The sequence below is a fragment of the Alteromonas antoniana genome, from assembly GCF_019249295.1.
Taxonomy (GTDB): Bacteria; Pseudomonadota; Gammaproteobacteria; order Enterobacterales; family Alteromonadaceae; genus Alteromonas; species Alteromonas antoniana.
Window position 1 is genome coordinate 21,417 of sequence record NZ_JAESDH010000038.1, and the last position, 7,030, is coordinate 28,446.

Annotated in this window: 6 protein-coding genes; 4 read left to right on the forward strand and 2 right to left on the reverse strand. The window is 48.8% G+C overall.

Annotated features, from left to right (window positions below; genetic code table 11):
• Positions 1-6: 6 nt before the first annotated feature.
• From carB to JKP77_RS20610, 4 genes are all read left to right on the forward strand, one after another.
• Positions 7-3,228 (forward strand): carbamoyl-phosphate synthase large subunit, encoded by a 3,222-nt coding sequence (carB, locus tag JKP77_RS20595; RefSeq protein ID WP_218313057.1) that lies wholly within the window; start codon positions 7-9, stop codon positions 3,226-3,228.
• Positions 3,229-3,348: 120 nt separating this feature from the next.
• A complete protein-coding gene (gene greA, locus JKP77_RS20600) occupies positions 3,349-3,825 on the forward strand; it encodes a transcription elongation factor GreA (RefSeq protein ID WP_218313058.1) in 477 nt (158 codons plus the stop codon).
• Between the two features lie 388 nt (positions 3,826-4,213).
• Positions 4,214-4,756 (forward strand): NUDIX domain-containing protein, encoded by a 543-nt coding sequence (locus JKP77_RS20605; RefSeq protein ID WP_218313059.1) that lies wholly within the window; start codon positions 4,214-4,216, stop codon positions 4,754-4,756.
• Between the two features lie 235 nt (positions 4,757-4,991).
• Positions 4,992-5,474: a hypothetical protein gene (locus JKP77_RS20610; RefSeq protein ID WP_218313060.1), complete on the forward strand. Its 483-nt coding sequence runs from the start codon at positions 4,992-4,994 to the stop codon at positions 5,472-5,474.
• A 310-nt stretch (positions 5,475-5,784) separates the two neighbouring features.
• On the opposite strand, the gene JKP77_RS20615 is transcribed toward JKP77_RS20610, so the two are convergent.
• A complete protein-coding gene (locus JKP77_RS20615) occupies positions 5,785-6,636 on the reverse strand; it encodes a hypothetical protein (RefSeq protein ID WP_218313061.1) in 852 nt (283 codons plus the stop codon).
• Positions 6,637-6,734: 98 nt separating this feature from the next.
• Positions 6,735-7,030: IS30 family transposase (locus JKP77_RS20620; RefSeq protein WP_218313062.1), on the reverse strand; the 296-nt coding region annotated here is incomplete at its 5' end.

Sequence of the window (7,030 nt, forward strand, 5' to 3'; positions counted from 1 at the left end):
CCCGCTATGCCAAAACGTACAGACATACAAAGTATTCTTATCTTAGGTGCTGGCCCTATTGTTATCGGCCAGGCCTGTGAATTTGACTATTCCGGTGCGCAGGCGTGTAAAGCGCTGCGTGAAGAGGGTTACCGTATCATTCTGGTAAACTCGAACCCGGCAACCATTATGACTGACCCGGAAATGGCTGACTCGACGTACATCGAGCCCATTCACTGGGAAGTGGTCCGAAAAATCATTGAAAAAGAGCGTCCGGATGCAGTGCTGCCAACAATGGGTGGGCAGACGGCACTGAACTGTGCGCTTGAGCTGGAAAACCAGGGTGTACTGGAAGAATTCGGCGTAGAGCTAATCGGTGCAACGGCAGATGCCATCGATAAAGCAGAGAACCGTGACCGCTTTGACCAGGCTATGCGCAACATTGGGCTTGAATGCCCGCGAGCAGAAATTGCCAAAAGCATGGAACAGGCCCACGATGTGTTAAGCCGCATCGGCTTCCCATGTATTATCCGTCCGTCATTTACCATGGGCGGCACCGGTGGCGGGATCGCGTACAACATTGAAGAGTTCAACGAGATTTGCCACCGCGGATTGGACTTATCGCCAACCAATGAACTGCTAATTGATGAATCACTGATTGGCTGGAAAGAGTACGAAATGGAAGTGGTGCGTGATAAAGCAGATAACTGCATTATTGTGTGTACCATTGAAAACTTCGACCCAATGGGCGTGCACACGGGTGACTCGATTACCGTGGCACCTGCGCAGACGCTGACTGACAAAGAGTTCCAGCTGATGCGTAATGCGGCTATGGCGGTACTGCGTGAAATCGGCGTAGAGACCGGTGGTTCTAACGTCCAGTTTGGTGTTGATCCTGAAACTGGCCGTGTGGTTATCATCGAAATGAACCCACGGGTATCACGTTCTTCAGCTCTGGCCTCAAAAGCAACTGGCTTCCCGATTGCAAAAGTGGCCGCCAAGCTGGCAGTGGGTTACACGCTGGATGAACTGGCCAATGACATCACCGGCGGATTAACACCGGCGTCATTCGAGCCGTCGATTGATTACGTCGTTACCAAAATTCCACGCTTTAACTTTGAAAAGTTTGCCGGTGCCAATGACCGTCTGACGACACAGATGAAGTCGGTGGGCGAGGTGATGGCGATTGGCCGTAACCAGCAGGAATCACTGCAAAAAGCCCTGCGTGGTCTGGAAGTGAATGCGACTGGGTTTAACTCGATGGTTAACCTGGAAGATCCTGACGCGAAAAGCAAGGTGACATTTGAACTTCGTCAGCCGGGCGCTGAGCGTATCTGGTATATCGGTGATGCATTCCGCATGGGCATGTCAGTAGACGAAGTCTTCAGCCTGACCAATATCGACCGCTGGTATCTGGTACAGATTGAAGACATCATCAAGCTGGAAGCCGAAGTTGAAGAGAAAGGCCTGAACGGCATTGATGCCGACATGATGCGTACACTCAAGCGCAAAGGCTTTGCCGATACACGTCTTGCTGAACTTACCAAAGTAGCAGAAAGCGACATTCGTGAAGCGCGTCACGCCTTTGGTATTAAGCCTGTGTACAAGCGTGTTGATACCTGCGCGGCTGAGTTTGCTACCAGTACCGCTTACATGTACTCCACCTATGATGAAGAGTGTGAAGCGGACCCGTCGGATAAAGACAAGATCATGGTATTGGGTGGCGGCCCGAACCGGATAGGTCAGGGTATTGAGTTCGATTACTGCTGTGTACACGCCGCGTTGTCGATGCGCGAAGACGGTTACGAAACCATTATGGTTAACTGTAACCCGGAAACCGTGTCTACGGATTATGATACCTCCGATCGCCTCTACTTCGAGCCAGTCACGCTGGAAGACGTACTGGAAATCGTGAACGTTGAAAAGCCAAAAGGCGTGATTGTACAGTACGGTGGTCAGACTCCACTGAAACTGGCGCGCGCACTGGAAGCCAACGGTGTGCCTATTATCGGAACTTCGCCAGATGCGATTGACCGTGCAGAAGACCGTGAGCGTTTCCAGCACATGGTAAACAAGCTGAACCTGAAGCAGCCTGCTAACGCCACGGTAACTAACTTCGACCAGGCGCTGGCCCGTGCTGATGAAATCGGCTTCCCGCTGGTAGTACGTCCTTCGTATGTACTGGGTGGTCGCGCGATGGAAATCGTGTACGACATTAAAGACTTAAAACGCTACCTGACAGATGCGGTTAAAGTATCGAATGACGCGCCGGTACTGCTGGATCGTTTCTTGGATGACGCCATTGAAGTCGATATCGACGCCATCTGCGACGGTACCGATGTGGTCATTGGCGGTATCATGGAGCACATTGAGCAAGCCGGTGTTCACTCAGGTGACTCTGCATGCTCACTGCCACCGCACTCGCTCTCTAAAGATATTCAGGACACCATGCGTGAACAGGTGAAAGCCATGGCGCTGGAACTTGGTGTTGTGGGCCTGATGAATACGCAGTTTGCGATTAAAGACGGTGAGGTATACCTGATTGAGGTGAACCCACGTGCAGCCCGTACGGTACCGTTTGTGTCTAAAGCAACGGGGGTACCGCTGGCGAAGGTAGCCGCACGTGCGATGGCCGGTATTTCGCTGAAAGAGCAGGGCATTACGCAGGAAGTGATCCCGCCGTTCTTCTCAGTGAAAGAAGTGGTGCTGCCATTTGCGAAGTTCCAGGGTGTCGATCCGCTGTTAGGGCCAGAAATGCGCTCTACCGGTGAGGTAATGGGCGTTGGCGATACGTTTGAAGAAGCGTACGCGAAAGCCAACCTGGGTGCAGGTTCGCCGCTGCCGAAATCTGGCAAAGCGCTGCTGTCTGTGCGTAACACCGATAAATCTAAAATCATTGAGCTGGCCAAAGCGCTGGTGGAAAATGGCTTTAGTATTGAGGCCACGCGCGGCACAGCAACTACGCTTTACGATGCCGGTATTCTGAGCACGGTAGTGAACAAGCTGTCAGAAGGGCGTCCTAATATCGTCGATGCGATTAAAAATGGTGAGTATGATTACATCATTAACACCACGGAAGGTCGCCAGGCGATCACCGACTCGGTGTACATTCGTCGTGAAGCCTTGATCAACAAGGTGACTTACACGACAACAATGAACGCCGCGTTTGCCACAGTACGTGCAAAGTCAGCGGATGATCGCAGCAAAGTGGCTTCTGTACAGGAGCTGCACGCCCGCATCAATCCTTGATGACAACAGGCAGGATACGCGCTATCCTGTCTTAAATAGTGTTTTGAAAGTGCGCCTGAAGGCGCACTTTTTATCTCTGTCACAGACAAACGAAGACAATCAGGAAGTGAGATCGAATCCATGAGTCAGTATCCGATGACCGCTCGTGGCGCACAGCTATTGCGCGACGAATTAAACGAACTGAAAACCAAGACACGTCCACGCATTATCGAAGCGATTGCAGAAGCGCGTGAACATGGCGATTTAAAAGAAAATGCTGAGTACCATGCAGCCCGTGAGCAACAGAGTTTTTGTGAAGGGCGTATTCAGGATATCGAGGGTAAGCTTTCCAATGCTCAGATCATCGATGTTACAAAGATGGAAAACACCGGTAAGGTGATTTTTGGCACTACCGTAACCATCCTGAATCTGGAAACCAATGAAGAGACCCGCTACCGTATCGTGGGTGATGATGAGGCGGATATCAAAAACAATCTGATTTCTGTGAACTCACCCATTGCGCGAGGCCTTATCGGTAAAGAACTGGATGATGTAGTAAACATTCAGACGCCGAACGGCCCAATGGAGTATGAAATCTCCGAAGTTGAGTATATCTGATATCAGAAAGCCGGTTTTCACCGGCTTTTTTCATTCCCCGCCAGTCTTTAGCTTCTCTTCCTCCACAGCGTTTTATCATGTCGATGTTTTAGTCATTGCGGCTTTTTAGTGGCGTTCAGTAGGTGGTATCCGACCACTGAATGAACTGATAAATGCTTTCTATCGTTTGACCCAGTCGCAAATGATGAAAGTGATGCTTACTTAAGCCACACGCTAGTCTGTAACGAGCATGAGCGGGCAAGATTGAGTTACATGAACCCGATAATGCAGAGTCGCAGTGAAGCCTGACAGGTGATAGCCTCTTACCATAACAGTTCAACGCTTTTCATGGTGTAAATTTATACCTTGAATACGACATCGAAGCCACACGGCAGGTCAGGAGAATAGGATGGAAAAGGAAATTAAAACGCTAAGCAGCCGGGTTGTTTACCAGAATAAGTGGATGACGCTTCGTGAAGATCGCATTGCTCGGGAAAGCGGAAACGAAGGCATTTACAGCGTGGTAGAGAAGCCAGACTTTGCGATAGTCATCGCTGTGGAAGATGGGCTTGTCCACATGGTGGAACAATATCGCTATCCTGTTGGCGAACGTCAGCTGGAGTTTCCCCAGGGGGCATGGGAAGAGAACCCCGATGCCGACCCACAGGTGCTTGCGGCCGGTGAACTACAGGAGGAAACCGGGCTAATAGCGAAGCAATGGGATTACGTAGGCTATCAGTATCTGGCGTATGGATTGTGCGACCAGGGCTACCATATTTTTGTCGCCCGTGACCTAACTATGACACAAAAGAACCTGGACCCCGAGGAGGAAGGGCTGTTATCCAAAACAGTCAGTGTAAAGGAGCTTGAGGCTAAGATAGTTGCTGGCGAAATTAAAGATGCGACGACGTGTAACGCGTTTGGCCTGGCACGACTAAAAGGGCTGCTGTAATTTGTAGTGGCTTGTTATTGATCTGATAAACGCCCTGCAATGTCACGGTCTCGCCAGCCACGCAGCAATGAGTGGGAGTGGACGTTGACTTGAGTATCCTAGCATGACCGCTTGAGAGAAGGGGTAGACGGTAATTGCCTGCTTTTCGGGTATCATTCATACACATCATATCACTTTCGGTAGCTGAAGAACTTTACAAAAGCATGTCACTAGTTTAGTGGAGGTTTACAGTATTATGCGCGGAAAAATGTTTTCGATGTTGCTGATTGCATTGGTCGTGACAGGTTGTACGAACCCTGTTGTCCCTATGGAAGAATCTATAGAACGGTTTGAAGCCGAGCGTAGCAAGTTTAAAAAAATTGCGGATACTGCATGTGAGGAACTGAGTGGCCGAACTTTTAAAAGATTCGAGTCCAGTAAGGCACCAAGCGCTGAGTTAAAGGACCTGCTAAATGAAGTGGGTATAAAGGGCCTCACTTACGATAGCTCTGAAGGCTCTTGTACACTCAGGCTCACTATTTTCAATATTGGGGGCCCCGGCGACATACGCGCTGCATTCTACTCTTACAATCTTATCTCTCCAAAACCTTACGACGCGAATACGCAACATCCGGATGCATTTTATGAGCGTAAACGCACCGGCAAGCTTAAAGAGCCAGTCGTTGAGTTTGATAAACCTCTTGGAAACAACTGGTATTATTCAATGAAAATGGATTAGTCTTTCCCCTAAATGGAATAAAGAATATGCTAAATTGACATAGTGTGAGCGGTTACTGCTTCACTCTGTCTTATTCTGGTTTGTTCGCCATAGTATGCTTTTTTTGCTCAAAGGTCAGAATCAGCGCCACTCAAGACACTAGTTGCATCAAATCACGACCGGCTGCAATACGCGCGGAGCTGCAGTAAGCAAAATTACGTACTAACGGCAGCTACAGACAAGGAACGGGCGTTCACCGCCGCCAGCACGCGTGGCATTGTAGTGAGGGCGAAGCCGCAAAGGAAAAGCCGTGCCCCTGTAACTGGCATTGTTAGCTTTGCCCCGCAAGCAAATCATATAAATGCGCTTTGAATTCATCTGTACGAAAGCATTGTGTCGTGATGCCCAAATACTTATATGCTGCCTCTGATTTTTTTAGAAGCCGTTTATCCCTCGATACTACACACTTAAAATAGGACCCGTTGAATGCGTGACGACTATCAGCTAAACGGGAACCTTTTTTGTACGTCTCCTTTGTGTCACTCCAGAAGCCGAGTGTATCGATCAATGAAAACAAACTCACTAATTTACAATTGCGTAGCTGGGATTCTATGTTTGCCCCAATTGACTCCCATAACTGGGAGAAATGCTCTCGCATTTTCTGTTCAGAGAAATCCATCATATCGTCGAGCGATCTAGGAGGGTCGATTTGTCCTTCTTGAATCTCATACTCGAAATTTGACAACGCAGAGTTTATCTTGGTAATCGCTTCTTCAGCTGATAGATTATTTAGGTCATCCGTTGACAGACCATAAGCAGTTCTAGCCTTTAATTGCTGCTCGAACGAAATAAAGTTTGCAAAATCAGCTTCCCAATTAGGAGCTAACGCCACTTCGTTTATTGTTCCATACACCTGAGTAGTAGACTCAGTTCGAAATTGAAGACTATTAATGCTGTGTTCAAAATAAACATTACGGCTCATGTCAGATAACAGCATCAGCCTAGATTCGTTTCTAGCTTGCCTTTCGTTGTTTGTAATTTCAGAAATTTGCTCTGCTGAAAATGGATAACAGTATGGTCCATCATAAATGCTCCTCATGACCAGCCCAAGGAGATCGTTCTCGCGCCCATCGGCCATATCAATGATGACATTACTATCCAAGTAAACGGGAACTCTATCCAAGAGACCTCCTGAGAGCTAACGCCTTGCTAAGCGGCGAAAAATAGTTGGCTAAAATTAGCGAGGCGCGAATTCAAGTCCGAAGTGCACCACTCGCTAAACTAAGCTGCTTTTCTTAATTCATTGAACACAACCGATGGCTGTTTAAACCCAAGGCATTTTCTGGGTCTCGCATTCAGTGCACGCTCAACATCAGCAATCTGCTTGTCCGTCACCGTCCGTAAGTCTGTCCCTTTGCGGATATATTGCCGCAGCAACCCGTTGAAGTTTTCGTTCAGTCCGCGTTCCCACGATGAGTATGGGTTGGCGAAGTAGATGTTCGTTTTCAGCTTATCCGCGACCTGTGTATGAGCACAGAATTCCGCCCCGTTGTCGGCGGTAATCGTGCGGACATGGC